Below are 24144 nucleotides of genomic sequence, written 5' to 3'. Positions count from 1 at the left end.
AACACTACCCTGGTGAGGACATTTCCGAGTTCAATCGTATCCTGAACCGCCAGTAGTGATCATGAAAAGGTATCGAACGGTTATTGCGCGTATCAGTACCTTGCGAACACTTCCAGAAAGCGCACGCGGCCTTTGCATTTAAGACATTCGGAATGCCAAGCATGCCCAGCCCGTGCAAAAACCCAGGGAAGGTAGCAATATCCTTGTGCGAATCGCTTACGCATTACGTCAGGTGACGGCCACGACCTACGAATGGCCTCAAGCTCACACTAGCGTGGAGCCGCGGCAGCCAGACCGTCGCGGAACGGGAGGAGCATGTCGTAAGCCATTTGGTGAAACGGCGTTGGCACCGACAGCAACCGGCCGAGGCGCGCCACCTCGCCGCTCAAGCCCTCTAGTTCGAGTTTCCGGCCGGCATCCAGGTCCACGCGCATCGACGCGATGGCGTTGAACGGGAACGTTTTCAGGTACGCAAGCGTGGTCTCCGCCGCTTTGGCGGGAATGTTGGCCCCGGCAACGCGCCCGACGTCGATCACTTCGCTGATGGCTTGCTTGACATACTTCAGGATTCCGTCGTCGTGATACACGACGCCTGCCGGGAGCCGCGTGAGGCAGTTGATCGCGCTCCCCGTCGCAACGCCGATGAATTTTGCCAGAGTACAGACTGGATGTCTGTGGCATGCGAGGCATCGACCCCAACGCTCGACCAGGTCTCCAGCAGCCCTTTTACGACATCTGGTATGTCAGCGTCAGGATTGCCGAGAACAATGCGCTCGATACCACCATAAGCCACCGAAGCCGCGCCGGAGAGCTTGGCGACGGGATAAACCGACCCCACTGCAAGTTGCTCCGCGGGTACGAAACGTTGGAGCGTTTCCATGGCGTTCACGCCGTTTGGAATACCCACCAAAGCACCACCAGGCTTGAGCGCCGGGAGCGCGCTTTTCGCGGCCGCTTCGAGGTCATATAGCTTGACGGAGAGGATGACCACGTCGACTGGGCCGGCCAAACGGGGATCGGCAGCGACCTTCAATGTGGGAACACTGAACGACAACCTACCTTGGACGGACAGCGCGGACTTGTCGAGCTCCGCCACACGAGCGCCCCGTGCTATATAAATGACGTCGGCCCCGCCCTTTTGGAGCCACCCGCCGTATAAGAGGCCGATTGCACCGGCACCCATGACCGCGACACGCATGCTGTTCATCTCCAAAATAATGAGCCGGAACCCTGCGTCGGGACGCCACGCAGTTGGATTTAGGGCGGATGCCCAAAAGTGGCGTGTTCTTTGCTTTGATTGAAGGTAATCTTGCGCCCGGGGCCACCGCAAGTTTGCATCCGTTCGCCGTGTTCGTAACTACGGTACTAAAACTTGGATCGTTCGTTGATGCGTTCAATGGCTTCGACGTCTATCGAGTTTGGCTCGCCGAGCCGGACTGTCGGCTTGGCCGACGCGCACCAGCTTGGCGTCGGTAGCGCGGTTGGCACACCCTCCATCGATCAAATCAGGGAGCAACTCAAATCGATCGTCGATGCCCCACCCTTCGCAAACCAGAACAAGATACGGCGGTTCCTGAGCTACATCGTCGAGCAAACGCTTGCGGGAAACGAACGTAAGCTCAAGCAATACAGCATCGCGACCGAGGCGCTCGGACGCGAGGCTTCTTTCGACCCCGAGCTCGACCCAATTGTCCGGTTGGAAGCGGGAAAGATGCGCAAAGCCCTCGAGGTTTATTATCTCAGCGAAGGAGCGTCCGATCAGGTGCGGATCCTTGTCGGATGATAGCCCACAGCCTGTTCGAGCAACTGACCGTCGAGCTTGCGCGCTATAACGACTTTTCCGTAGCCCTGCCCGAGGGCGCCGAGGCTACGATGCAATTCGGGACTAGCCCTTATGCGCTAGCCAACGAATACGACGCACGATTTGTGGTGACGAGCGGGGCCTCGCAAACCGGCAATATATACGTCCTCTGAAAGAACGACTCGATTATCCTATTGAAATGCCTGAACGCAGATTTTTGAAAACGACTCGTTTTGGACGATAAGAACGACTCAATAGGCTGATTTCCATTTCTGGAACGACTCGATCGCTCAAATCATTGCAATCAATGAGAAATTTGGTTTGCGCTTTCCTTCGTGCCGCCGTTGGAAATGGTCCTATCGCATGTCGGTTAGGCGCGCGGCCCGCGCGCCGAGGACTATGCCGCCTTCGTACTTTGCCTGCCGAAAACCGCACTTCTCGACGGCGCCCGTGCGGCGGGGTTCGGCCGCGACGCGATTCTGTTCGATCTTGCCGAAGGCATTAACGTGAGATCTTTCAGCAGGCGTTGAGCGAAGAACGTCGCGCCTATTACGTCTCCTCTCTGGGACCCATCACCGATCGGAATTTTCGCCAGTAACCAAGTGCGCTGCCGGCTTTTGGCCAGATGGTCCGCGGACTGCTGGCGGAGGAAGAGCGCAATTTCGCGCGAATTCCCAACTTAGCTCAACTCGATATTCCCGTGCAGATCATCTGGGGCGACCGGGATCCTTATCTTCGAACGAGCTACGCTCGGCATCTACGGGATAAGTTCAAGACGACGGAATTGCACGTCGTCAACGCCGGACATTGGGTGCAGCTCGGTGCGGCGCCAGCCGTCGCTGGCATCAATCTCTGACAGCAAGATGTGATTACCATGCCTAACAGCATTGAAGTGAGTGGACCGTCATGAGGTCAATTCTAATCACTGGGGCGGGCACGGGCTTGGGTCGAGGCGCCGCAATTGGCCTGGCACGCCTGATCGGGTTGTGAGAGTGAGAGGAGTCTCCGACGGACCCCTGACTAGCTGCAAATCCGATGGCGTAACGCGACGACGCCGCTTCTGTAGGCCTTGGTTTCAAGCAGATGAAGGCGGACATCGCAATTCAGCCCGTCGAAGAAGCCGATGCCTTTGCCAATCAGGACCGGCAAGATCGAGTAGCGGATTTCGTCGGCAATGGCCGATCGCACGCAATCGCCGGCCAGCTTTCCTCCGCCTGACACCCAGATCTCGCGGTAGCGCGGCCGTAGATGGGTCTCGAAAAACGTCTCAAGGTCACCGCTGTGAAAACTGACCGTCGATCGCTTACGGGAAAGATCGCGGCTGGTCAGCACGAAGACGGGCTTCTCGCCATAGGCCCAGCCGAGGCCTTTTTCCTCGAAACCAAGCGCGGTCAGATAGGTCCGCGATCCCATGACATAGCAGTCGATAGCGTCGAGGAAGGCGCGGATTTCGTCAGGACCGAGCTCTTCGCCGCCCGCGAACTCATCCTTCGTCTCCATCCAGTCGACGATGCCATCTTCTCGCGCGATGAAGCTGTCCAGGCTCGCCGCCATATGAATCGTCACCCGGCTTTCGTGCGTCGTCATCGATCATTCCTTCGGCAACAGCGAGGCCAAGGCGCCTGCCAGGGCCAACCGACAATCCTTGTTCCAAGGCGGCGCGAAGCGCTTCGCTGCGTCGGCTTCGGCGTCGATGAAGCGCGGTGATCGCGACACCTCGTCAATCTGCCGCGTCTCGAACCAGCTAATGCCCCAGCCTCGCGCCTGCGCGGCTCCGGCCAGCTCTTCGCGGAACATAACGCCATCCGCGCGCGCATTCGCCCAAGGGTTTTCGATGCGCTCCGCCACGGTCGCCGGCAATGTCGGTATGGCGCGCAGGGCGATGTAGCCGATCGTACAGCCCAGCCGCTGTCCCAGGGCGTCCAACACCTGCGCCGAATGCAGCCTTGCCGATAAGCGCACCGTTTCCACCATTGCGACCGCATCGGCAAGCGCGAGGCGTCGGCTCTCGTCGTGGTGCGGGAGCCCCGGCAAACCATCATCCTTGAGATCTACTCTGCACCGGTCGAGTACCAGGCCTGACGAGTCGATCGTCACCAGCATGGCCCAGCCGGCATGGTCCGACACTCCGACGCTGGCATGGTTCGCGCTCATCTCAACACTCTCAGAGGAAACAGGTAAAACATAAATAAACAATCATTTATAAATCGATGGCGAGAACGAAGCTACGGTCCGACGAGTCCCTTCTGACGCCGCCATGCCGGCGCTGTTCAGCAAGGGGCCTCGCGAGTTCACCTTGCCGACGTTGCGAAGGCCGTGGGGCTATCGCTGGCCACGCTTGTCCAGCGCTTTGGGAGCAAACAGGGGATCGTCCTCGCGGCGCTGGAGTTGACCAACCGCCGCAACTTCGCCGCGCTCGATCTTCTGCCGCCCGACACGGGGGCGGAAGCCGTGATCCGGATCTTCGTCGATCGCACGCCCGGCCTTCAGTATGAAAATTTGCTGAGCGATCAGCTGCTTTGGCTGCGGGAAAGTATGGCGGATTCGAACATGAACGCGTTGACCCGCGACAATTTCGAGAAATTCCGGCGCGCAGTTGCCGATCGCATGCCGCCACTTTCCAATCCCACCGCCGACGCCGTGCTGCTGGTGGAGGCACACTGGCACGGTTCCATGACCCAAATACTATCATCGAACTTGCACAGCGCAGCGAGCGGAATCCCGGGAGCAAGACCCTGCTTGGCGCGGCCGATCTGCTACGCCCTGATATCCCGTGGGTGGCAATCAGAGCGCTCCTCTCAAGGGGAGAAGTCGCAGTCGAGATGTCGCATGAGAAATCCAGCGATTGGCGTCGCAATATCCGAGTGACGGATCTGAGTAAGTTCTTGCAGCGTGCTTCTGGGTTAGCGCGGACCAGCCGCTGTCGGCGCAATAGCTGGAAGCTCGTCTCGACAAGCGTCCTTATCAGACCTCGGTATCTCGATTAACGACACGCAGGCCGCATCGCCAACCCGGATCATGCGCTGCGTGGCCATGAGGTTTGCGTGGTTTTAAGGCCCCTTCGCGCTGGCTCGTTAAACCTCGTCAGGATCAAGCTCCATCCAGGTCACGGTGTTTCCATTCAGTGCCTCGGCAATGGCGAAATTCACCATCGGCTGGTCGGCAGATACCCCGTGCCAATGGCGTATGTTCGGCGGGATCCAGACGACATCGCCAGGACCGACCTCCTCTCGCGGGCCGCCTTCCTTTTGCACCCAGCTCCGGCCATGGGCGGCTTCGTTCGACCGTGGTGTTGCACGCGTCAACAGCCGTTTGGCGGCCGGCGTTCCGGAGCCCACCGAAGCAGGGAGCAGGCTCCGCTCGACTACGCGCTCCCTGCGCTCGATGCCGAGCCAAAGGGGAGCCGAAGCACCGAATTTGGTCCAACGAGGCGTATCAACTCGGCGCTGCTGGTGACGCCCATCTTCTTCATCACATTCGCCCGATGGACGTCGACGGTCTTTGGGCAGATGTCGAGCGCCACGGCGATCTCCTTGCTGGTCCGCCCATCCAGCAGGCCATGGAGAACTTCCTGTTCCCGGCCGGATAGCTGTTCGATCAGCCGACGGATTTTAAGGTCGACTACGCGCCTGGCGTGGCGCTCTCCGGCAAGGCGCATGGCACGCTGGACCGAAGCCAGGAACTTGTCGGGATTGAACGGCTTTTGGATGAAGTCGATCGCACCCGCCTGTATGGCGTTGACCGCCGCGGGAATATCACCATGAGCGGTAAGAAAGATCAGCGGAAAATCGTGCCCTACTTCCGATATCCGATTTTGCAATTCCAGACCGCTCATCTCCGGCATTCGAAGGTCGACGACGGCACAGGCCGCGCCGTCAAATCTGCCGAGGGCCTCGAGAAATGCCGAGGCTGACGAGAAGGCGCGGGATCGAATCTTCACCGAGTCCAGAAGCCAAGCGAGGGCATCGGTCACGTCCTTCTCGTCGTCGACGAGAAAAACCTCCACGCTGGTCGAGTTGGAGCCGATCATGGATCGCACCACGCTGGAAGTGTAAAGCGAAAGGTCGCGCTTGCGCCGCGATGCGAGGCATAGCGCAACGAGCCACCATGCGATTCGACAATCGTGCGACTGATCATCAGACCCATACCGAGCCCGGAGGGTTTAGTGGTGACATAGGGATCGCAAAGCCGCGCGATAAGGCCCTCGGGAACGCCCGGGCCGTTGTCGGAGACGTCAACGTTGAGCATTTGACGGGATCGGCCTGCAAGGCTCGGTTCGCCAGCCCTGCATTCCGGCCTCTGGCTCGTCGGGCCCAATCCTCAGTGGCCGGCAGCATAGCGGCGACCGGTCCGTATCGCTGTCCCACGAATGCAATATGGCGTGCCTAATAGTCAAGTAGACTTGACTATTTTAGATTCAGGGCGGAAAAGTAGTGAGACAACTTTCAAACGATCCAGCAGGAGAGCGGCATGGATGACGATTGGTTCAAGCGGTATGAGAAGCTGAGGTTGAGCCGGCCTCATCCGAACGTTCTCAAGATCGAGATGAACCGTCCGGAGCGTTTGAATGCGACCGACGAGCAGATGCACCTCGAGCTGGTCAAGATCTGGCGTGACGCCGACGAGGATCCTGCCGTTAACGCGATCATACTCACCGGCGTCGGAAAGGCCTTTTCCGCCGGCGGCGACTTCGAGATGCTGAAGGGTAATATCAACGAGTTCGATCAGAGGGCCGCGCGCTGGAAGCAATCGAAGGACCTCGTCTACAATATGATCAATTGTTCAAAGCCCATCATCAGTGCGATCCGGGGACCGGCCGTGGGGGCAGGGCTCACCTGCGGCATGCTCGCCGACATTCCTATCGCCACCAAAACCGCAAAGATTGTCGACGGTCACGCGCGACTGGGCGTCGCAGCCGGAGACCACGCGGCTATCATCTGGCCGCTTCTCTGCGGCATGGCGAAATCAAAGTATTATCTGCTGCTCTGCGAGGCGATGTCAGGCGAAGAAGCCGAGCGTATCGGGCTCGTTGCCCTCGCTGTGGAAGACGCAGACCTAGAAACCAAGTCCCTTGAAATTGCGGTCAAGCTGGCCGAAGGCGCGCAGACTGCCATTCGCTGGACCAAATACGCGCTCAACAACTGGCTCAGAATGGCGGGTCCCACCTTTGATACGTCTCTCGCGCTCGAATTCATGGGGTTCGGCGGCTCGGAGGTAAAAGAGGGTCTCGCCGGCCATCTGGAGAAGCGACCTCCCAATTTCAGTCGCCAATCACCGATCTGACCCCCGCGAGCTTTGGGTAGGCCTTCTTGATGATTTTGAACAAAGAGTTCGTCTCCAACAGTCAAGGATTGGTTGCGGCAGTCAAAGAGAAACGCCTCTGGGATCGGCACGGCAAGATGGCAGCGTTCGGCGCGCGGAGCGACGGCGGGGTGAACCGGCAGGCCCTTTCGCGTGAAGACGGCCTGGCGCGTTTGTTACTCAAGGGCTGGGCCGAAGAAGCGGGCTATACCTGCTTTGTAGATGCCATCGGAAATTTCTTCGTTCGACGGGAAGGACTCGATCCAAGCCTGTCTCCGATCTTGACGGGGAGCCATCTCGACAGTCAGCCGGCCGGTGGAAGGTTTGACGGTGCGTCGGGCGTGCTGGCGGGTCTCGAGGCATTGCAGGCCATGGATGCCGTCGGTATCAGAACCAGGCGCGCGATTGAGGTCGTATCCTGGACAAACGAGGAGGGATCGCGTTTCGCTCCGGGTGTCATGGGCTCAGCAGTTTTCGCAGGCCAGTCCAGCCTGGCAGATGTTCTGCCCTTGAAAGACCCGAAGGGCGTCGTGCTTGAGGACGCCCTTGCTGACGTGATGAGCATGATGGAAACGGTAGAACGCCGACAAATCGGCTTTCCCGTCGCCGCATATCTCGAATTGCATATCGAGCAAGGGCCAATTCTGGAGAGTTCCGGAACGACCATCGGCGTCGTTACGGGTATCCAGGGAACGAAGTGGTTTGAGATCGAAGTTGCGGGCGCCGAAGCCCATGCAGGGACGACCCGGTCCCGGATGCGGAAAGATGCACTGAAGGCTACGGTGTCAATCATAGCCGCGATCGAGGATCAACTCGCCGACGACGCAGACATTTTGCGATTCACCATCGGCCGTCTGTCGGTCGAACCGAATTCACCTAATACGGTTCCCTCGCGTGTTGTTTTCTCGGTCGACTTACGCCACCCTGATGCGGCGACGCTAAAATCCGCGAGTGAAGCCATACGGGCGGTCTGCCGCGGGTTCTCGGGATCATGCAGCATTTCTCTGCGTGAGACTGTCAATATGGATCCGATCAGCTTCGATACCGGCCTTGTCGATCTTCTTGACAGGGCAGCCGGAGCGCTCGGGCTCCCGAGCAGGCGACTGATTTCGGGCGCCTTTCATGATGCGAAGTCGATGCATGCGGTCAGTCCCAACGCGATGGTCTTCATTCCCTGCGCAGGAGGCGTCAGTCACAGCCCAAACGAAAGCGCGACCGCCGCCGACATTGCCGCGGGCACCAGAGTCTTGGCTTTGACGCTGGCAACATTGGCCAATCAGCCAAATGATCACTTTAAAGAGTGATGATGGAGCATTCGGGGAGGACGGTGTGAACATCGGCAACGAGCAGGATCTGTTGATTCACGACGCGCGCATCTACACGATGGACCCGCGTGATGCGATTGCGGAAGCGGTACTGATCAGCAAAGGCAGAATAGCCGCGATTGGGTCGAAGAATGATGTCGAGCAGGTTACCCCGCGAACCAGCCGCCGGCTGAATGCGCAGGGCGCCTCGATTGTGCCCGGTCTGTTGGACACCCATCCGCATTTGCTGCATTACGGGTCTTTGGAAGAGCCGCTGATCAAAATCTGGGACTGCCGAAACCACGAAGAGATCATTGCGAAGATAGCTGATCGGGCACGGCGCGAGCCTGAAGCCGAATGGCTGCAGGCGACTCCCGTCGGAGAGCCCCATTTCTTTCACCGCCGCTCGTATAAGGACCTCACGGAAGGGCTGTTGCCTGGCCGTCTGGCATTGGACAAGGCCAGCAGCAAGCATCCGATCGTCATTCAGGCGTGGGGACCGGTGCGGCCGAGCTGTATGTCGTTCAATTCGCTTGCGCTGCGCGAACTGGGAATCACGCGCGAGTCACCGGACAGAATCGGGAATGTCTGGATTGAAAAGGATGCTGACGGCGAGCCGACCGGCCGCGTTACGGGTTCCATCAACAACTACTATTGCTACGACGATTACGGGCAGCAGCTCTGGCGCGGAATTCCATTCCTGAAGAATGAATTTCTTGTTCCGGGGACGCAGACCGCCATCGGGCAGTTCCACCAGCAGGGTGTGACTGGGGTCTACGAAAACCACATGATGGACAAGGTTCTGATCGATGCCTACCGAAAGCTTCGCAAGGACGGCCTGCTTGAGATGAGGGTTCTCGCCTCGCAAGAGGCCGAGGCGTATGGAATGCCCTGGAGCAAGCCCAGGGAAATGCCAGACTTCATCCGGAGGCTCGAGAACGCCGCTGCCTCGATCGAGCTGGACGATCCGCTGTTCCGCTTTAATGGCGTCAGCCTGATGTGGGATGGGTATTGCTATGGCGGAGCCCAAATGATGCGGGCACCGTACTTGAATGTGTATGGCTGCGTCACTCACGGTCAGCGTCACATTACGCCGGAGAAGGCCGAATACGTCATGCGGTTTGCGGCCGAACGCCAACTCAGGCTGAACATTCTATCGATGGGCACGCAATCGCATGACGAGATACTCGAAATGGTTGAGGGCGTTGCCCGCGAATACGACGTCGCTTCGCTCAACTGGGTTCTTGTCCATGCTACGACGATTGAGGCCGACCAGATCAGGCGCTTCAAGAAGCTGAATTTCTGTCACACGACGTCGATGACATTCTGCTGGGGCGAAGGCGAACTCATGCGGAGGTCGATGGGATCGAAGGTTTTGCCGGATATCATCCCGCTGAGAAGGTTTCTCGATGCCAAGATGCCGGTGGGCGGCGGCAGTGACTGGGGACCCAAGAACGCCTGGGAGCAAATCCAGCTATCGCTGACTCACGAGTTCGGAGAATCCGGTTACCGGAATGTCGGCCCAAGTCAGAGCATCTCCCGAATTGAAGCCATCGCGATGATGACCAGGGATGCGGCCCGGGTAATGCGCTGGGACGACATCGGATATCTTGCCCCGGATATGCAGGCCGATCTCGCCATCATCGATCAGGATCCGGTCAATTGCGCGGTCGACGACCTGAAGAAAACTCACGTTTTGCAAACGCTGTTTGGCGGGAAGGCGGTTCATGATACCGGGGCGCTGACCGCGAAATAAGATGCCGGATACTCAGAAGGTTGCAGGCGTATTTACCCAAAGAACCTTCGTCATGATTTTCCCGATGTTTCGATATCCGTGCGGCAGATTTGACCGGAAAAAGAAACTGGTCCCTTCTTTGCAAATATACCAGGTCCCGTCGACCTGCAGCTCCAACTGCCCCTGCAGGACGTAGCCGATCTCTTCGCCCTCATGGGTGTAGACGCCGTCGGTGTGGCCACCGGGCTCGACGCAGTGAACATTGGCTTCGAGAAGAGACGTTCGAGATGCCGCGATAAGCCTCTCGAGCAGTATTCCCGGGCCTTGGCCGAAAGGCCCGGTGCGGATGACGGGCCTGTTGTCGGCATGTACGAGCTGCACCGGCCCCTCGGGCTCCAGAGGCCCGGTAAAAAGCTGGGGAATATTGATACCGAGCGCTCCGACGATCCTGTGCAGCATTGCAAGAGATGGCCGGACCTTATCGTTCTCGACTTTCGATAAAAAACTTTCGGAGCAGTCAAGTGTCGCGGCCAACTCACGAAGCCTCAACCCTTTGACTAGGCGCGCATGCTTGAGCCGCAAGCCGATTTCCATATCGACGACTTCATCCCCGCCTGAGCGAGATGGGGCCGCCGCCTTTCGCCGCGGCGCAGATGCGGCCATCCGTTTCTTTGGCGGGCGCGCTTTGGGATTCGGCTTCATTTCGAAATCAGGGCCTTTGCTGCGATCGTTGACGGAGGCCAGAATATCATCAAGAAACGCCTCCGGATCAAGCATTAACTGATTGGAAAGTCGACTTGACAATAAGTCATGTATCATTTCATTGTGTCCGCAGTGGTGGATGAGCGCGGCAGCCCGCTTTGTTCGGAGTGTGTGTTCGGTCTGGAGCTTGAAACGATGCTGATACCGGATTTCCTCTGGAACAACGAACAGCGGCGCGAAGACAAACTAGCGCTGGTTTGCGGGCCCCGCCGGCAGACCTATGGTCAGCTCGCTTCACGCGTGCGGCGGATGGCGAGTGCCTTGGGTGGACTCGGAATCCGTCCGAAGGAGCACGTGGCCGTCCTCTCCTCGAATTCGGCAGAACACGTCGAGATCGTATTTGCTATTGCCTCGATCGGGGCGACTTGGGTCCCATTGAACACACGCCTCTCGGCAGCGGAGCTTTCATTCATCATCGAGAATTCCGCGGCGGTAGCGGTTGTCTACAGTACCGACCTGCTGCCGACCGTCGAGCAGATCGACCGCAAGGTCGGAGATGTCCGCTGCTGGATATCCATCGGGGATAAGCCTGCCATCGGGCATGATTACGAATGGCTGATGCAGGAGGGATCGGACACGCCCAGCAGGGCACAGGTCTCGCCCGACGACCTCTTCACCGTGATGTACACGAGCGGTACGACGGGTCGTCCGAAGGGTGTGATGCTTCCGCACCGCAGCTTTTTCCTAGGCACGATTTACAGCTCGTTGGCGCTGAAAGCGCTCGAAACGGACGTCAAGCTGCAGGCCGTTCCGCAATTCCATGCGGGCGGACAGATCTATCAGCTCACCTATTTTGCAACCGGGTCTACAATAGTGATCCTGCCGCGTTGGGATGCCGACAACGTCTTCGATCTCATCGAGCGCGAGCAGGTGACGATCGGAAGCTTCGTTCCTTCCATGTTGATGATGCTGCTCGAAGAGCCACGCATCCGACGGACCGACTTCAGCAAGTTGCAGCGTATCGTCTACGGCGCTGCGCCTATCCCGGAGGACCGACTCTCGCTTGCGATGGAGCTGACGGGGGCAGGCTTCCAGCAGACCTATGGCCAGACCGAATCCGGGGTGCTGGTTAGCGTGCTGGACGAGGCCGATCACAGGCTCGGTTTGCAGTCTGACAGGGCGCTGCTTCGTTCTTGCGGCCGGCAGATGGTGGGCTATGAGCTCCGTGTCGTCGACGACGACGCGCAGCCGTGTGCCGACGGTCAGGTCGGCGAGATCGCCATCAAATCCGAAAGCTTGATGACCGGCTACTGGAAGCGGCCGGATGCGACGGCGAAATCCTTGAAGGACGGATGGCTTTATACCGGAGATCTCGCATACCGCGCTCCCAGCGGGCATTTTTTCATCGTCGACAGAAAAACCGACATGATTATCTCCGGCGGCGAGAACGTCTATCCGATCGAGGTCGAGAACGTGATTTCGGGTCATCCCGATGTCCTGGACGTGGCGGTGATTGGCGTGCCGGATTCGCGCTGGGGCGAGGCGGTGAAAGCGGTTGTCGTGGCGCGCGTCGGCTCATCTCCCGCGCCTGAAGCGATTATTGAATTTTGCCGAGGCAAGCTTGGAGGGTTCAAAATTCCGAAGAGCGTCGATTTCGCCGAAATCATTCCGCGAAACGCCTCCGGCAAGATCACGAAGAACCCAATCAGGGAAAAGTATTGGGAAGGGCGCACACGCAAGGTCTAACCGCGGCCACTTCGGATCAATTAGTTTTTCAAACGACAGAAAACGGGGGCGGGAAATGGGGAACTTCAGGATCTCACATTCTGGGTGGGTGGCGATCGCGCTTTCGGCGATGCTTTCGGCCGTGAGCGCGTCTCAAGCGCAGGTCAAGATCGGTGTTACCTTGTCGACCACCGGTCCCGCAGCTTCGCTGGGAATTCCGGAGAAGAACACGCTTCAGCTCGTTGCGGCGACGCCGGACGCCAAAAACTTCGAATTCATTTTCCTGGATGATGCATCGGACACGACGGCAGCGCGGCGCAACGTTGAAAAACTGACTACGGAAAGCAATGTCGACGCAATCATCGGATCCTCGACCAGCCCGAACTCGCTCGCAATGCTCGAGGTTGCCAGCAAGGCCGGTACACCGATGATCAGCGTCGCGGCGGCGAGCCGCATCATCGCGCCCATGGACGCCGATCGGAAGTGGATATTCAAGACGGCATTCGGCAGCCTGTATATGGCCGACGTGGCCGTGAAGCACATGAAGAAGACGGGTGTGAAAACCCTGGCGTTCATAGGCTATAACGACGCGTACGGCGAGGATTGGTGGAACGCGGTCAAGGAATCCAGTGCCAAGGACGGCGTCGAGATTGTTGCCAACGAGCGCTACAATCCGACCGACACTTCGGTCGCAGCGCAAATACTAAAGATCGTCGCCGCCAAACCCGATGCGATCCTGATCGGTGCGTCTGGCACACCCGCGGTGCTTCCGCAGGCTGCCTTGCTGGACCGCGGCTACAAGGGCAAGGTCTATCAGAACCAAGGCGTTATCAATGCGGACTACCTGAGGCTCGGCGGCAAGACCGTGGAAGGTACGTTCCTTCCTTCGAGCCCCGCGATGGTTGCCAAGGATCTGCCGGAATCAAGCCCGGCCAAGGTCCCGGCGGTCACTTACGCCAAGCTTTACGAGGACAAGTACGGTCCCGGTACGTTGTCCGGTCTCGGTGCGAACGCTTACGACGCCTGGCTCGTCATTCAAAATGCCGCGGCGGCTGCGGAAAAGTCTGCAAAGCCCGGCACTGCTGAATTCAGGAGAGCGCTTCGCGATGCGATCGAAAGCGCCAAGGATGTCAAAGCAACCGGTGGTCTGATCAATATGACCGGCGACGATCACTTCGGCTTCAGCATGGATGCGCCGGTCGTCATCACTGTCAAGGACGGCAATTGGGCCTTGGCAAAGTAGTTCCTCCCAGGCCTGGCCTTCCACGTTGGTGAAGATGCGGGAGGCAATTTCTTTCTTGACCTGGATCGCAATTTATCGGTCGCCGGAGTGTTTTCTTTCGTTATGAGAAGTTTCCAAAGATGACATCTGAGATATTTGTGCTGCTGGGCCAGGACGGACTAACGAACGGCGCGATTTACGCGCTCTTGGCATTGTCGCTGGTGCTGGTTTACTCGGTGACGCGCATCGTTTTTGTACCCCAGGGCGAATTTGTCACCTATGGCGCAATGACACTGGCAAGCATTCAGTTCGGCGGCGTTCCGGGAACGCTGTGGATTCTCTGTGGCCTGAGTACGGTGGTCGCAGCCCTTGAATGCATTTCGATGCTTCGCCTCCGGCGGCTGTCCGGATTACCGAGAACGTTGGCTGTTTATCTGATGGCGCCCGGGGCCCTCGCTGCCCTCTGCTGGCTGGCGCCGCTGAAAACCTTTCCACTTCCAATACAGGCGCTTCTGACGGTCGCGATCGTGGTTCCGATTGGGCCCTTGATCTACCGCTTGTTCTTTCAACCCTTAGCAGGCGCCTCGATTCTCGTCCTTCTGATCGCCGCCGTTGCGGTTCACCTTGCCATGGTCGGGCTGGGGCTACTGGCATTCGGGGCCGAAGGTGTGCGTACGGCTTCATTTGCGAGCGGCCGGCTCGAAATCGGCTGGCTGGACATGTCTGCCCAGGCGCTCTGGGTCATTGCGGCCAGCATTGCGCTGATCATCCTGCTTTATCTATTCTTCGAGCACTCGATGCTGGGTAAGGCACTCAGGGCGACGGCCGCCAATCGGGTAGGGGCGCGGATCGTCGGTATCAGGACAAGACTGTCAGGAACAATATGCCTGGCGCTTGCCGCCTCGATAGGCACGCTGTCGGGAATCCTCGTCTCGCCGATCTCGACGGTCTACTACAACTCTGGTTTGCTGATCGCGCTCAAGGGTTTCGTGGGCGCAATCGTGGGCGGCCTGATGAGTTACCCCTTGGCCGCCGCCGGCGCGCTTTTTGTCGGCTTGCTTGAAGCTTACGCATCCTTTGCGGCAAGCGCATTCAAGGAGGTGATCGTCTTCACCGTAATCATTCCCGTTCTACTGTGGAGGTCGATGGCGACCGTGCACCTCGAAGAGGCGGATGAGGAATGAAAAATCCACGAATCCTTATCTGTGTTGCGGTTGCGGCCCTGGTGCTGGTGCCGTTCGTGCTGCCAAAATTCTACGTCATCCAGTTCAACTACATTGGACTGTCGAGCATTGTCGTTCTCGGTCTCGTCCTGATCACGGGAATTGCCGGGCTTACGTCCTTCGGCCAGGCCGCGTTCGTCGGCCTCGGCGCATACACGACGGCATATCTGACAACGGCGTTCTCGGTCTCACCTTGGATTGGGCTGTTGGCCGGATTGATCGTAGCTGCCGCCGCTGCCTTCGCCATTGGCTTGGTCACGCTGAGACTTTCGGGGCACTATCTTCCCTTGAGCACGATCGCGTGGAGCATCAGCCTGTTTTATCTCTTCGGAAATATCGAGGGGCTCGGCGGGCATACGGGCATCAGCGGAATTCCGGCGGTCTCCCTTGTGGGATTCAATTTTGAATCAGCAGCGTCTTTCTATTTTCTTATTTGGGCCGTCGTCCTTTTGCTCATCCTGTTTTTGAAGAATTTGCTCGATTCCCGGCAGGGCCGGGCGGTGCGCGCGCTCAAGGGAGCGGCCACGATGGCAGAGAGCTTCGGCGTCGATACCAGCCACCTCAAGACCGTCATCTTCGTTTACTCGGCGGTTTTTGCCGCCATCGCCGGCTGGCTCTACGCCCATCTGCTGCGCTTCGTAAACCCGACACCTTTCGGGCTGGAGGCCGGAATCGAATACCTGTTCATGGCTGTCATCGGAGGCGCGAACTTCGTTTGGGGTGCGATCGTTGGTGCGAGCTTCCTCACGCTTCTCAAGCAATGGCTCCAAGATATCCTTCCACAAATTCTCGGCCGGTCCGGCAATTTTGAAACCATCATCTTCGGCGTGTTTGTCGCAACCTTGCTGCAGTTTACACGGACGGGAATTGCCGGATTTTTTGCGAGGTGGTTCCCTGCAGCGCGAAAGACCGCGGATTTGACCGGCTGCAAGAAGCTGGATCGGCGAGAAAGAGCCAAGCCGGGCGAAACGATCATGGAGGTCGCTTCGATTACGAAGAAGTTCGGCGGGCTGCTTGCCGTCAATGGCCCATCGTTCTGCGTCCGGGCGGGTGAAATCGTCGGGCTGATCGGTCCCAACGGCGCCGGCAAGAGCACGATGTTCAACGTGATTACCGGCGTACTGTCTCCCTCGAGCGGTCAGGTCCGTTTTCGAGGGCAGCGGATCGATACACTTGCGTCGCGAAAGATCTCCCGTTTGGGACTGGCGCGAACATTCCAGCACGTCCAGCTCGTGAAGAAGATGAGCGTTCTGGAGAACGTCATGATAGGCGCCCACCTTCGGGGGAGCAGCAATGTCCTGAAGTCCTCCTTGCGACTCAATCGCGCGGAAGAGGCGAGTTTCTATCATGAGGCCATGAACCAGCTAGAGCGGGTAGGGTTGAGCGACGTCGCGTTTCAGGCGGCCGGTAACGTCTCGCTCGGACAGCAGCGCATCATAGAGATTGCCCGCGCCTTGTGTGCCGATCCGACGCTGCTTCTCCTCGACGAGCCGGCGGCGGGTTTGCGCTACAAGGAAAAGATCGCACTGGCCGGGCTGCTGGACAGGCTGCGTGACGAAGGAATGAGCATCCTGCTTGTCGAGCACGACATGGATTTTGTCATGGGACTTGTCGATCGCCTGGTCGTGATGGATTTTGGCCAGAAAATTGCTGAGGGTATGCCGAAGGATATACAAACGAACCCGAAGGTTCTTGAAGCCTATCTTGGGGGCGTCGAATGAGCACACTTCTTGAGATCGAAAAACTTTCGGTTTCGTATGGGCTGGTAGAGGCCCTTCATCGTCCGAGCTTTATCGTTGGCGAAAGACAAATCGTGACGGTGATTGGCCCAAACGGAGCGGGTAAATCGACCTTGCTGAACGCCATCGCGGCACTGCAACCAAGTGAAGGCCGGATCAAGTTCCTTGGGAGGCCGATCGAGGATCTAGAAGCCGAGGAGCGCGTCGAGCGGGGGATCTGCCTGGTTCCGGAAAAGCGAGAGTTGTTCCCTTCGATGACCGTGCTGGACAACCTCGTCCTGGGGGCGTTCCTTCCGTCCCGACGGGGCGAGAATGTCGGCAAGGCTCTGGAGCAGGTCTACCTGAAATTCCCGCGTCTGCGCGAGCGGAAGACACAGCTTGCTGCGACATTGTCAGGCGGCGAACAGCAGATGTTGGCGCTCGGACGCGCGCTGATGTCACGGCCGAAGCTGCTGCTGCTGGACGAGCCAAGCCTCGGGCTGGCTCCTCGCATCGTCGGGGAAATATTTGAGATCATCGCAGCGTTGAAGGCGGCTGGTGTCTCTATTTTGCTCGTAGAGCAAAATGCGCGCGTGGCGTTGAGCATCGCGGATTATGGATATGTTCTTGAGACCGGCGATCTCGTTCTCGAAGGGCCGGCCACGGAACTTGCCGGCAATCCTCGAATTCAGGAGACGTATCTGGGCCGCAGCTATGGTGAGCGCGATCAATCCAAACGTGAAGCTTCAAGTGACCGCCGAACCCACGGAGTATTGCCATGAAGCAAAAAATCGGCAGCAGGCCGTTCCCGAAGACTATGGGCGTGGTTTGTCAGGCAGGCAAAGGAACTGTTGCCGTACGTTCCAATGCATTGATTTGATCAGGGGCTGTGATCTACGACGATGGTTGCTGCTGGAACTGCTTTCGCCATCCATAACGTGTCATGCCCTGTGACTTATAAATCGAGAGTACCATGGGCACGAGCAGCACCAACAGACCGCCGGCGGCGTGGACCACGAGTTGAATTCCCGCTTCGCGAAGATTGGCTTGCGGCAAAGCCGTCTCTCCAGCCAAGCGGGCTGCGTAATTGATCAAATCCATTTTCAGCAGCAGGACTATGGTGGCGAAGACGGTGAACAGCAGTTTGACCAGAACCCAATAGTGCCGAAACAAGCCCCATGCGGTACCCAACGCCTGGATGAGACCGGTCAGCAGGGAAGCAAACGCCAGCGGAACGACGACGAAACGGGCGATCGATGGCATCGCCAGATAGGCCGCGCGCACCATTTGTTCATCCTGGTCAGTCACACCGGTGACGGCGAGGGCCAGGAATGCGGCGATCGCACCGAGCAAGCCAACCGAGGAAGTGACGTGCAAGGTAAGTGCGAATTGGCGCAGGCGAGGGCTCATGATCAGCCGCCACCCTCTTGCGCGGCGCTGTGACCAAGGCCGCCGATGATGGACGGCATGTGGTGGCGAAATCCGCTGCCCCCGTGAATCAGGACCACAAGCAGCAGGGCCACGCCGGCGATCGCAATTGCGGACACTTTCAGCCAACGTGGCGCGCCGGGATAGGACGGCTGACCAGCCATTTGGGTTTCCTTCCGTCCGCCATTTTGAAGGCGGACATGATATGCGATAAGAGACATAACGTTCGGAATCAGGTCAACGAACAACCCAATTCGAATGTCCGTTATCGAACAATTTGCTCGATCTGACCGGGAATAATGCGGAGATGGCAAAGAAGCCGATTGACCGCCGCGTCGCTCGGACGAGGACGACGCTGCAACAGGCTCATATTTCTTTGATCCTAGAAAAGGGCTACGACGCCATCACTGTCGACGACATCTGCAACGCAGCGAACGTCGGTCGATCAACGTTCTATGCCCACTACACTAGCAAGGACGATTTACGACGTAGCGGCCTCGATCACCTACGCAAGGAACTCGTCGATCGGCAGAAGGAAACTCTGGCGAAATCGGGAAATATCAGGGATCGAAGCTTGAGCTTCAGTCTGGCCATGTTCGAACATGCCCGCGATCATATTGATCTTTACAGGGCTTTAGTTGGCGGCCGCGGCGGGGCGATCGCTCTCGGTACTATTCGCCAGATACTCTTCGATCTGATACGCAATGAGCTTGCGGCAACTGTTGACGAGAAGTCCGAGGACATTATTCCGCGCGAACTGGTCGTCCAATATGTCGTTGGTTCCTTCATGGCTGTGATGACTTGGTGGCTCGATGGTGGCGCAAAGCTGTCGCCCCAGCGGATTGACGTGATGTTTCGGCGCTTGGCGACCGAGGGCATCATGCTATCGTATGCCTGAAGGCGACTTCGCTTTTTCTAAAAACTCATGGTAGATCAATGTATTAATGGCCTTAAAGGTGATCGTCAGAGGCACCAATCACAGCTTAAATGTCTACGATAAGTGAATGTCGGTATCGGTGGTGGCGTCTCCGGGATTTGAACCCGTGACATTTTTGGTCCAATCGCAAATCCCGCCGCGCGCAACTTTTCATACGACATGGCGACCGAAACTACGATCGGAGCATTACGGGCCAAGGCACCGGCGAAGTGCAGCGTTACTTTGCTTATAACTTTGATCGGCTTTCCAGTCGCTTGTTCGATGCTAACGGGGTCGCTGCGGTGAGTAGGTGACCTGATATTCCGGCGCGAAATGTTTCTGTTCAATGTTGAGCCTGATGAGAGCTCAATTCGCTGAATGCGAGGTTGTGGAGTCCGAACCCTGCCAATCTGTCGATCGCAGTCACAGCCATGGGCTCGTCGTCTTCATCCTAGCCGATCGTGCGTCTTGGCACGTCCTTCTTCCTGCCTGTTGTCGTCTGCTCTTGGTTCGTTAAAAAATGGGGTAAGGCGCCCTGAATTCTGCAAATGGAACCTGAGTTTTTTGCCAAGCAGCTTGGCTGTCGATGCCTTCGAAGTGCAACCTCATGCAAACCAGCAGACGATCGCGAAGTTCCGCTTGACAGCGTTATTAAAATAATCATTATAAAATAATCGTTTTAATACGTGAGGTAACACATGGTTCGAACGAGATCCTACAACGAGGTCGAGGTGCTTACCGGCGCGATGCATGCATTTCGGAGAAAGGGCTATTCCGGCGTCTCCATCCCGGAACTCGAGGTCGCGACAGGCCTGAGCGCTGGTAGCATCTACAACAGCTTCGGTGACAAGAACGGAATCTTTATCGCGGCGTTCTCGCACTACCTGAAGGGAGTGCTCGAAAGGCGCGTCGCCGAGTATGCGAAGCCCGCTGCCGGATTGTCCGGTCTGCGCAAGTTGTTTCTTTCCCTGCTGCGCGAGCCCAACGGCGAAACGTTCGGGTGCCTTATTACCAACTCCGCGATCGAGTTCGGCACCGACGGCAACGCCGCAGCCAACGCCGTCCTCAGGGGCTTCGAGATTTTGGAACGGGCTTTCGTCGAACGACTGGAGGCCGCGAAAGCGTCCCAGAAGCTCGGGAACAGCCTGGATCCGAAGGTCGCGGCGATAAGACTGCTCGCCCTGTATCAGGGCGTGCTGGTCCTGGTTCGCGGCGGTTATGATCTGAAGATGGTCAGGCGCGCGATCGATCTCGAATTCGACGGTCTGGAGGGAGGCTTCCGTGACGCCTGAGTCTTTGTGGGATCGCTACGCGAGCATCTGGTCGTCCGAGCCGTCCGTCCGCGCGAGCGAACTGGGGGCCTGTCTCGCCGACGCGTGCAGCTATTGCGACGCTAACGGTTTGATCGAAGGTCGCGACGCGCTGTCGGCGTACATGGGCGGATTTCAGCAGAACGTGAAGGGCGGGAAATTCGAGATCCTCTCGGTCATCCACCATCACGACCGAATGCTCGCCGAGTGGAGGCTGTTGGGCCCGGACGGTGTCGTGCTGCAGACCGGAAGAAGCTTCGCGATAGTGGCTGGCGACGGACGGCTACGGAGCATCACGGGATTCTTCGATCCCGCGAAAGAGGCCAGCGCGGGATGAGCGGAAGCACGTCCAAGGCGATCGCCGAAGAGGTTGCGCACGAACTGCAGAACCTGGGCCCCATCAGCGTAACGAGACTCTTCGCCGGCTCGGGACTGAGCCTCGAGGGGATCCAGTTCGGATTCGTCACGAAGGGCGTCCGCTACCTGCGGATGGACGAGGCGAGTCGCGGTAGATGCGCGGCGCTCGGTTGTCAGCCCTTCTCCTACGTAACGCGGGCGCGGCGAATCACTATCGAGAGCCACCATCAGGCGCCGGTGGAAGCCATGGACGAGCCAACGGTGCTCCGCGAATGGGTTACACAAGCGCATGTGGAGGCCGGCCAAGGCGCAAGCCGCGGTCGCCACGCTATGCGCCCAAAAGTTCAAGAAGGACCAGACGTCATGAAGCAGATTCAATTTTCGACTACCGGAACACCGGAGGAGGTCGTCCAATACGCCGATACGCAGACGCCGTCCGGGCCACGTTCCGACGAAGTGCTTGTCAAGGTTCTGGCGTTTCCGATCAACCCGGCGGATCTGCTGACGATGCAGGGCATCTATCCCAGATTAGACGCGAGCACGCAGGCCATCGGCAACGAAGCGGTCGGCGAGATTATCGCGATCGGCAAGGACGTGGAGGATTTAGAGCCCGGCAACCGGGTGATCCTTCTCTCGCTCAACAATTGGCGCGAGTACCGGCTGGTCAAGGCGCCCGAAGTGGTCAGGGTGTCACCGGACGGCGATTTGATGCAGCAATCGGGACTCAAGGTGAACCCGGCGACCGCGAGCATGCTGCTCGGCGATTTCGTAGAACTCCAGACTGGCGACTGGATTGTCCAGAATGCCGCAAACTCCAGCGTCGGCCGGGCCGCTATTCAACTAGCCCGTCTTTCGGGTATCAAGACCGTGAATGTCGTTCGGCGGTCCGACGTGATCGATGAGCTGAAGGCTCTGGGCGGCGACGTGGTCCTGCTGGACGGCGAAGATTTAGCCGAATGCATCGGAGCCGCCACGAAAAAGGCGCCAATCCGGTTGGGAATCGACAGCGTTGGGGGACAAGCGACGAACCGTATCGCTTCGTGTCTCGAGCCAGGGGCGACGCTTGTGATCTACGGCGCAATGAGCGGCGAACTCGCCGCGATAGCTCCCGGCACGATCGTGTTCAAGGACTTGCGGGTCCGCGGATTCTGGTTGTCCAAACGTCTTCAAAGCGCGCCGCGCGACGTGATTGACACTCTCTATCGCGGCTTGGACGAACTTTCCGTTAGCGGCCGGCTGGTAGCGAAGATCGATTCCGTCTTTCGAGCCGACGATATCAAGGGCGCGGTCGTAAGGGCCTCGCAAGCCGGTATCGATGGCAAAGTCATCGTGACGTTCAACTGACACGGCGCGAGGTCTCATGAACGACGTGGAGGTCGGCTCGGTTCGGGCAAATGGCGTTATTTTTCACTATCTCGCCACGGGTCGCGGTCCATTGCTCCTGTGTCTCCACGGGTTTCCGGATCACGCTTACTCCTTCCATCATCAACTGAACTACTTTTCCGCATTGGGTTATCGGGTCGTCGCCCCATTCATGCGCGGATATACCCCGACTGAGACACCCAAGGACGCCACGTTCTACACGGCCGACCTCGCGCACGACGTCGTCGAATTGGTACGATCACTCGGCGCAAAACGCGCGACCCTGCTTGGCCACGATTGGGGCGCGCACGCCGCCTACGCTGCAGCCGTACTGGCGCCCGATCTGTTCGACCGCATCGTGACGTTAGCAGTACCATATGGATCAGGATTCCGGTCGGCGTTAGTCGCGTCGGCGGAACAGCAAAGGCGCTCTTGGTACATATTCTTTTTCCAGATGCCCTTCGCCGAAGCAGCCGTTGCGCACGACAACTTCGATTTGATCGAACGCCTTTGGAACGACTGGTCGCCGGGTTGGGCGTTACCTCCGGACGAGATGTCGAAGATCCGCACGACGTTCGCCTCGCCGGGCGTGATCGATGCTGCGCTCGCCTACTACCGTAGCGCGCTCGGGGCGGCATCGGTGCCCAACAAGAACGCGGAGCTCCAGCGTCGTATAGGGGCAGAAGCGATCCGCGTGCCGTGTCTCTACCTTCACGGTGACCGAGACGGGTGCATCGGGTATTCGGCGGCCGCAAGCATGGCCGAGTTGTTTACGAACGGTCTTGATCGTCGGCTTGTGACTGGCGTTGGGCATTTCCTGCACCTGGAAAAGCCGAACGAGGTGAACGAGATGATCGCCGCATACCTCAAGGATACCCCCCGACATGGGTGACCTGGCGCCGAGAACAAACAAGGCCATTGTACTAGCCACAAGGTCCTCCGACCGGCCTCTCGGGGACCAGCTCCGTTTGGAGAGTCGTACATTTGCGCCGAAACCGGATGAGGTGCCTGAGGCGGCGCTAGCGTTCTCGTCAAAGTTCTGGATCGGCGCTTGGTCAGCTATTGGTTCACGCTCGGCCTCGACGTCCTTCTCGAGTTCGATGCGTCGAACGTGGACTCACGGCGATCGCGCGACCTTCAGTTAGTCGGTCGCCTTGCGTGGCACATCTCCTTGGCGACGAATAGCCGATTCAAGCGTGTTCGACAGAAGGCAGGCGATGGTCATAGGCCCGACGCCGCCTGGTACTGGCGTGATGGCCGACGCGACGGAAACTGCATCTTGATAATCGACGTCCCCGACCAGACCACCTGCTTTCCCGTCTTCAGACTGGGGAAGTCGATTGATCCCGACATCAAGCACGATGGCGCCCGGCTTAATCCAGTCTTGTTTGATCATTCGGGGAACACCCACGGCCGCAACCAAGATGTCTGCGCCGCGACAGACCGAACTTAGATCTGCCGTCTTCGAGTGAGCCAACGTCACCGTACAATTTCGTGCGAGAAGCATCTGAGCGATCGGCTTGCCAACGATATTGGAACGCCCGACGATCACCGCTGATAAGCCGGTAAGGTCTTGTCGAACGCTGTCGAGCAGATACATGCATCCAACAGGCGTGCAGGGTGCGAATCCGGCGAGTCCGAGGGACAGCCGACCTACATTGACGGGATGAAAGCCGTCCACGTCCTTGTCGGGATCGATCGCACCCATGACGCGATGGGTGTCTATGCTCTTGGGAAGCGGCAATTGGACCAGGATCCCATCTACCGCGGTATCGGCGTTAAGTTGCGACACGAGCGCCAAAAGCTCGCTCTCAGGCGTGTCCGAGCTGAGTTTGTGTTCAAAAGAACGCATGCCGACTTCCACGCACATCGTGGCCTTCGATCGGACGTAGACCGCGCTGGCCGGATCATCCCCTACCAGAACCACGGCGAGGCCCGGAGGCCGCATGCCCTTGCGGGCGTGAGCGACTATCTCCCTGGCCAGCCTCATGCGGAGCTCGGCCGCAATCTTCCGTCCATCGATTACGATAGCGGTCATCT

The 24144-nt window shown here is 58.4% G+C and carries 26 protein-coding genes and 1 pseudogene; 17 read left to right on the top strand and 10 right to left on the bottom strand.

What is annotated here, in order from left to right; genetic code table 11:
* Positions 1-269: 269 nt before the first annotated feature.
* Positions 270-620, bottom strand: coding sequence for a ketopantoate reductase family protein (locus AC1RR3_RS01225; protein ID WP_492819764.1), 351 nt, complete (start codon positions 618-620; stop codon positions 270-272).
* Positions 563-1198 (bottom strand): ketopantoate reductase family protein, encoded by a 636-nt coding sequence (locus AC1RR3_RS01220; protein WP_492818539.1) that lies wholly within the window; start codon positions 1196-1198, stop codon positions 563-565. Before AC1RR3_RS01220 ends, AC1RR3_RS01225 begins: the two co-directional genes overlap by 58 nt.
* A 246-nt stretch (positions 1199-1444) precedes the next feature.
* Here AC1RR3_RS01220 and AC1RR3_RS01215 point away from each other — a divergent pair, with 246 nt between their 5' ends.
* The 3 genes from AC1RR3_RS01215 (at position 1445) to AC1RR3_RS01205 (ending at position 2657) form a co-directional block, all read left to right on the top strand.
* The gene (locus AC1RR3_RS01215) at positions 1445-1783 is read left to right on the top strand and encodes a hypothetical protein (RefSeq protein WP_492818537.1); all 339 of its coding nucleotides are present in this window, start codon (positions 1445-1447) and stop codon (positions 1781-1783) included.
* A complete protein-coding gene (locus AC1RR3_RS01210; protein WP_492818535.1) occupies positions 1780-1974 on the top strand; it encodes a hypothetical protein in 195 nt (64 codons plus the stop codon). The genes AC1RR3_RS01215 and AC1RR3_RS01210 overlap by 4 nt, the downstream gene beginning before the upstream one ends.
* Positions 1975-2426: 452 nt before the next feature.
* Entirely contained in the window at positions 2427-2657 is a 231-nt protein-coding gene (locus AC1RR3_RS01205) for an alpha/beta fold hydrolase (RefSeq protein ID WP_492818533.1), read from the top strand.
* Between the two features lie 164 nt (positions 2658-2821).
* Here the strand turns inward: AC1RR3_RS01205 and AC1RR3_RS01200 are convergent, their stop codons facing one another.
* Both AC1RR3_RS01200 and AC1RR3_RS01195 read right to left on the bottom strand, forming a co-directional pair.
* Complete coding sequence (locus AC1RR3_RS01200; RefSeq protein WP_492818531.1) at positions 2822-3388, bottom strand: dihydrofolate reductase family protein; 567 nt, start codon at positions 3386-3388, stop codon at positions 2822-2824.
* 3 nt (positions 3389-3391) lie between these two features.
* A complete protein-coding gene (locus tag AC1RR3_RS01195) occupies positions 3392-3955 on the bottom strand; it encodes a hypothetical protein (protein ID WP_492818529.1) in 564 nt (187 codons plus the stop codon).
* Positions 3956-4084: 129 nt separating this feature from the next.
* On the opposite strand from AC1RR3_RS01195, the pseudogene AC1RR3_RS01190 reads away from it, so the two are divergent.
* Positions 4085-4669, top strand: a pseudogene (locus AC1RR3_RS01190) (TetR/AcrR family transcriptional regulator); the annotation flags it as partial.
* A 496-nt stretch (positions 4670-5165) separates the two neighbouring features.
* Here AC1RR3_RS01190 and AC1RR3_RS01185 read toward each other — a convergent pair.
* Both AC1RR3_RS01185 and AC1RR3_RS01180 read right to left on the bottom strand, forming a co-directional pair.
* Positions 5166-5831, bottom strand: a complete 666-nt coding sequence (locus AC1RR3_RS01185) for a response regulator transcription factor (protein WP_492818527.1) — start codon at positions 5829-5831, stop codon at positions 5166-5168.
* On the bottom strand, positions 5828-6049 hold the full coding sequence (locus AC1RR3_RS01180) for an ATP-binding protein (RefSeq protein WP_492818525.1): 222 nt from the start codon (positions 6047-6049) through the stop codon (positions 5828-5830). Before AC1RR3_RS01180 ends, AC1RR3_RS01185 begins: the two co-directional genes overlap by 4 nt.
* A 222-nt stretch (positions 6050-6271) precedes the next feature.
* Here AC1RR3_RS01180 and AC1RR3_RS01175 point away from each other — a divergent pair, with 222 nt between their 5' ends.
* The 3 genes from AC1RR3_RS01175 to AC1RR3_RS01165 are packed head-to-tail and all read left to right on the top strand — an operon-like array spanning position 6272 to position 10162.
* Positions 6272-7084, top strand: a complete 813-nt coding sequence (locus AC1RR3_RS01175) for an enoyl-CoA hydratase/isomerase family protein (RefSeq protein ID WP_492818523.1) — start codon at positions 6272-6274, stop codon at positions 7082-7084.
* 29 nt (positions 7085-7113) lie between these two features.
* The gene (locus tag AC1RR3_RS01170; protein WP_492819762.1) at positions 7114-8406 is read left to right on the top strand and encodes a Zn-dependent hydrolase; all 1293 of its coding nucleotides are present in this window, start codon (positions 7114-7116) and stop codon (positions 8404-8406) included.
* Between the two features lie 25 nt (positions 8407-8431).
* Positions 8432-10162, top strand: coding sequence for an amidohydrolase (locus AC1RR3_RS01165; protein ID WP_492818521.1), 1731 nt, complete (start codon positions 8432-8434; stop codon positions 10160-10162).
* A 12-nt stretch (positions 10163-10174) separates the two neighbouring features.
* Here AC1RR3_RS01165 and AC1RR3_RS01160 read toward each other — a convergent pair whose 3' ends face one another.
* Positions 10175-10918 (bottom strand): cupin domain-containing protein, encoded by a 744-nt coding sequence (locus AC1RR3_RS01160; protein ID WP_492818519.1) that lies wholly within the window; start codon positions 10916-10918, stop codon positions 10175-10177.
* Positions 10919-10951: 33 nt separating this feature from the next.
* Between AC1RR3_RS01160 and AC1RR3_RS01155 the strand changes: the two genes are divergently transcribed.
* From AC1RR3_RS01155 to AC1RR3_RS01135, 5 genes are all read left to right on the top strand, one after another.
* Positions 10952-12589: a long-chain-fatty-acid--CoA ligase gene (locus tag AC1RR3_RS01155; protein ID WP_492818517.1), complete on the top strand. Its 1638-nt coding sequence runs from the start codon at positions 10952-10954 to the stop codon at positions 12587-12589.
* Positions 12590-12677: 88 nt separating this feature from the next.
* Positions 12678-13811: an ABC transporter substrate-binding protein gene (locus AC1RR3_RS01150; RefSeq protein WP_492818515.1), complete on the top strand. Its 1134-nt coding sequence runs from the start codon at positions 12678-12680 to the stop codon at positions 13809-13811.
* Positions 13812-13930: 119 nt separating this feature from the next.
* Positions 13931-14974: a branched-chain amino acid ABC transporter permease gene (locus AC1RR3_RS01145; protein WP_492818513.1), complete on the top strand. Its 1044-nt coding sequence runs from the start codon at positions 13931-13933 to the stop codon at positions 14972-14974.
* Entirely contained in the window at positions 14971-16734 is a 1764-nt protein-coding gene (locus AC1RR3_RS01140; RefSeq protein WP_492818511.1) for a branched-chain amino acid ABC transporter ATP-binding protein/permease, read from the top strand. Before AC1RR3_RS01145 ends, AC1RR3_RS01140 begins: the two co-directional genes overlap by 4 nt.
* Positions 16731-17513: an ABC transporter ATP-binding protein gene (locus tag AC1RR3_RS01135; protein ID WP_492818509.1), complete on the top strand. Its 783-nt coding sequence runs from the start codon at positions 16731-16733 to the stop codon at positions 17511-17513. Before AC1RR3_RS01140 ends, AC1RR3_RS01135 begins: the two co-directional genes overlap by 4 nt.
* A gap of 112 nt (positions 17514-17625) precedes the next feature.
* Here AC1RR3_RS01135 and AC1RR3_RS01130 read toward each other — a convergent pair whose 3' ends face one another.
* Both AC1RR3_RS01130 and AC1RR3_RS01125 read right to left on the bottom strand, forming a co-directional pair.
* On the bottom strand, positions 17626-18141 hold the full coding sequence (locus AC1RR3_RS01130; protein ID WP_492818507.1) for a hypothetical protein: 516 nt from the start codon (positions 18139-18141) through the stop codon (positions 17626-17628).
* A 2-nt stretch (positions 18142-18143) separates the two neighbouring features.
* Positions 18144-18323, bottom strand: a complete 180-nt coding sequence (locus AC1RR3_RS01125; protein WP_492818505.1) for a hypothetical protein — start codon at positions 18321-18323, stop codon at positions 18144-18146.
* 143 nt (positions 18324-18466) lie between these two features.
* Between AC1RR3_RS01125 and AC1RR3_RS01120 the strand changes: the two genes are divergently transcribed.
* The 5 genes from AC1RR3_RS01120 to AC1RR3_RS01100 all read left to right on the top strand — a co-directional run bounded on the left by AC1RR3_RS01120 (position 18467) and on the right by AC1RR3_RS01100 (position 22996).
* Positions 18467-19057, top strand: a complete 591-nt coding sequence (locus AC1RR3_RS01120; RefSeq protein WP_492818503.1) for a TetR/AcrR family transcriptional regulator — start codon at positions 18467-18469, stop codon at positions 19055-19057.
* A 749-nt stretch (positions 19058-19806) separates the two neighbouring features.
* Positions 19807-20367 carry a TetR/AcrR family transcriptional regulator gene (locus AC1RR3_RS01115; protein ID WP_492818501.1) on the top strand — a complete coding sequence of 187 codons (561 nt, stop codon included), beginning with the start codon at positions 19807-19809 and terminating at the stop codon, positions 20365-20367.
* A complete protein-coding gene (locus AC1RR3_RS01110; RefSeq protein WP_492818499.1) occupies positions 20357-20722 on the top strand; it encodes a nuclear transport factor 2 family protein in 366 nt (121 codons plus the stop codon). The genes AC1RR3_RS01115 and AC1RR3_RS01110 overlap by 11 nt, the downstream gene beginning before the upstream one ends.
* The gene (locus AC1RR3_RS01105; protein WP_492818497.1) at positions 20719-22086 is read left to right on the top strand and encodes a zinc-binding dehydrogenase; all 1368 of its coding nucleotides are present in this window, start codon (positions 20719-20721) and stop codon (positions 22084-22086) included. The genes AC1RR3_RS01110 and AC1RR3_RS01105 overlap by 4 nt, the downstream gene beginning before the upstream one ends.
* Before the next feature lie 16 nt (positions 22087-22102).
* Complete coding sequence (locus AC1RR3_RS01100) at positions 22103-22996, top strand: alpha/beta fold hydrolase (RefSeq protein WP_492818495.1); 894 nt, start codon at positions 22103-22105, stop codon at positions 22994-22996.
* Between the two features lie 249 nt (positions 22997-23245).
* Here AC1RR3_RS01100 and folD read toward each other — a convergent pair whose 3' ends face one another.
* Positions 23246-24142, bottom strand: a complete 897-nt coding sequence (gene folD, locus AC1RR3_RS01095) for a bifunctional methylenetetrahydrofolate dehydrogenase/methenyltetrahydrofolate cyclohydrolase FolD (RefSeq protein WP_492818493.1) — start codon at positions 24140-24142, stop codon at positions 23246-23248.
* Between the last annotated feature and the right edge of the window lie 2 nt (positions 24143-24144).

It is taken from the genome of Bradyrhizobium sp. GW821-FHT13H05, assembly GCF_058804065.1.
This window is presented reverse-complemented; position numbering and strand designations above follow the sequence as displayed.